The organism is Methylobacterium sp. WL116, from assembly GCF_008039455.1.
Taxonomy (GTDB): Bacteria; Pseudomonadota; Alphaproteobacteria; order Rhizobiales; family Beijerinckiaceae; genus Methylobacterium.
In genome coordinates, this window is sequence record NZ_VRUV01000824.1 from 1 (window position 1) to 1,392 (window position 1,392).

Genomic DNA, 1,392 nt, shown 5'->3' on the forward strand with positions numbered 1-1,392 from the left:
CACGAGCCGGCGCGTGCCGCCCTCCGCGGTCGCGGTCCGCCACGCGATGTCGACGCGCCCGGTCCCGCCGGACAGGGCGCCGTACTTGGCGGCGTTCGTGGTCAGCTCGTGCAGCGCCATGCCGAGCGCCAGCACGTAGCGCGGCGGAAGGTCGACCTCGGGGCCGTCGAGCCGGAAGCGGTCGGCCTGGCCCTCGCTGAACGGCGCCAGCTCGTTCTCCAGCACCGTCCGGAGCGGGGCGCCCGCCCAGTCGTCGCGCGAGAGCAGGTCGTGGGTCTTCGACAGGGCGATGATGCGCCCCTCCAGCCGCTCGCCGGTCTCGTCGGTGCGGCGCGACTGGCGGGCGAGCGACTGCACCGTGGTCAGGGTGTTGCGGACCCGGTGGTTGAGCTCGTGCAGCATCATCGTCTGCCGTTCCTGCAGGAGATGGCTGCGCGCGATCTCCGAGCGCAGCTCACCCTCGTGCTTCTGCAGCGAGATCGCCATGGCGTCGAACGCCTCGCCGAGCTGCCCGAACTCGGACGGACCGGACAGGCTCGACCGCGCGCCGAGGTCCCCGAGCCGCCAGGCGGACGCGGCCTGCAGCAGGCGGCGCACCGGACGGCGGATGAAGGCGCGCCCCGCCAGCAGCGCCGCGACGAGGGCGCCGAGGGCGCCGAGGACGATGAGGATGACGCCGCGCTGCGTCGCCGCGTCGATGTCGGCGAAGGCGGCCGCGGGCGAAAGGCCGACGGCGACGGTCACGCCTTCGAGGTCGTCCGGCGTGACGGCCGCGATTCCGGTGATCCGCATCGTCCCGCGCAGGCCCGCCAAGTCGATCACCTTGCCGCGGTTCTCCGAGAGCGCCGACCAGAACGGCTGCGGCAGCGGCTTGCCGACCCATGCGGCGTGGTCGGGCAGGCGGAGCAGGATGACGCCGTCCCGATCCGCGACGATCAGCGCGGCGTCGGGAGGCAGCCCGGCCCGGGCCTGGTGTCCGGCCAGGTGGTCCAGGTCGATGCTGGCCACCACGACGCCGGTCGGCCGGCCGCCGGCTCCCGGGATGGCCTGGGCGAACTGCCAGGTCGGCTTGCGGGTGATCCGCCCCGTCACGAAGCCGCCGACCGCGAAGCCGCCCGTGCGCATCGCGTCCCGGAAGTAGCCGCGGTCGGCCAGGGTGTAGGCGCCGCGCGGGGAGCCGAGGGTGTTGCAGACGACGGTGCCGTCGGCATCCGCCACCCCGAAGAAGAACGCGCCCGGGACCTTCCCGAGCAGGGTCCTGAGATAGGCCGTGCAGGTTTCGGGGTCCTTGCCCTGGATCTCCGGGACCTCGGCCAGGATGCCGAGAACCTGCCGGGTGCCGCGCCCGAACTGGCCGAGGTCGGCGGCGACGCTGCGGGCGGCGCGCATCGC

The 1,392-nt window shown here is 74.2% G+C and carries 1 protein-coding gene; it reads right to left on the reverse strand.

Translation table 11 applies throughout. From position 1 onward, the window contains the following. Positions 1–1,392 (reverse strand): HWE histidine kinase domain-containing protein (locus FV223_RS27670; protein ID WP_147729884.1); only part of this gene is annotated, 1,392 nt, incomplete at both ends.